The organism is Kribbella sp. NPDC050281 (assembly GCF_040655855.1).
Taxonomy (GTDB): Bacteria; Actinomycetota; Actinomycetes; order Propionibacteriales; family Kribbellaceae; genus Kribbella.
This window is the reverse complement of record NZ_JBFAKS010000114.1, coordinates 1-1089: the sequence shown is the minus strand read 5'-3', so window position 1 is coordinate 1089 and position 1089 is coordinate 1. Positions and strand designations below refer to the sequence as shown.

At 61.1% G+C, this 1089-nt stretch carries 2 protein-coding genes; one reads left to right on the top strand and one right to left on the bottom strand.

Annotation, left to right across the window (positions count from 1 at the left end; all coding sequences use genetic code 11):
• A partial coding sequence (locus tag AB0I34_RS44185) for an Lsr2 family protein (protein ID WP_360458755.1) occupies nt 1–326 on the top strand: 326 nt, incomplete at its 5' end.
• A 230-nt stretch (nt 327–556) separates the two neighbouring features.
• Here AB0I34_RS44185 and AB0I34_RS44180 read toward each other — a convergent pair.
• Complete coding sequence (locus tag AB0I34_RS44180) at nt 557–1036, bottom strand: SDR family NAD(P)-dependent oxidoreductase (RefSeq protein ID WP_360458758.1); 480 nt, start codon at nt 1034–1036, stop codon at nt 557–559.
• Nucleotides 1037–1089: the final 53 nt, after the last annotated feature.

The window sequence follows — 1089 nt, the reverse complement described above, 5'->3', positions numbered from 1 at the left end:
AGCAGATCCAGGAGATTCTCATCGATGACCTCGATGGGGGCGAGGCCAATGAGACGGTCAGCTTCGCTATTGACGGCGCTTCGTATGAGATTGACCTCAGTGACGTTAACGCCAAGAAGCTGAGGGATGCGCTCTCGCCTTTCGTGCAGCACGCTCGGCGCGGCGGTGCCGTCTCCACGCGTCGTCGGGGTCGTGGCGGGCAGCGCGCGATGACCCGCGAGAAGAGCTCCGAGATCAGGCAGTGGGCCAAGGCTCACGGCCTGCCCGTCAGCGAGCGCGGCCGAATCGCCTCCACCGTGGTGGAGAAGTACGAAGCCGCGCACTAACCGCTGTCGCGATCGACCATGCGCTTATGACAGTTGCCTAGAACCCCGGCGACTGCCATAAGCGCATGATCGTTTTTTAGGGCACTCTTTGTCCTGGTTTGCGCGTCTCGCATCGTGGACCTGGGGGCCCATTGTGCCGCATTTGGTACCCGTGATTCCTGACGATTTCGCTCCGCCGTACCGTGCGAGTACTCACTCCCCGCAGCCGGATTTGCCGATGCACTCGCGGTTTACGCGTCCTTGATTCCTGAATGCCGATCAGTGCGGAGTCGCTGGCTGATCGCATGCCAACCGCTTGCCGGGAGGCCATAGGATGTCAAGTACGGCTTACGGATGTGTCCGGCGCCTCGTCGTGGCGGTCCGTACGCGTGGCGGGCGGTAATTTCCCGACGGTCCGCCGAGGGCGTCCTAAACCTCGTTCGCTTGCGGCGTATCGGGAACACACCACCCCCGAACGGTAGTTGGATGGAGGTCGGCATGATGCAAGGATGAATGACGTTATAAAAACCGTCGAGATTGGTGTGGATCACGCTGTCCCAATCGTTCTCGCTAAGCGCAGGGAACGCCCCATCCCGGGCGATGCCTGCATTGCAGACCACACCGTACCAGGCGCCGTGGGCAGCCATATCCTTTTCCAGCACTTCACGGCACTGATCACGTTCACTTACGTCAAAGTTCAGCAGGCGACCTTGCCCCCCAGACTGTTCAATGGCTGCGAGGGTTTCCTGGGCGCCGGCCTGATCTCGGTGATAATGGACGCCGA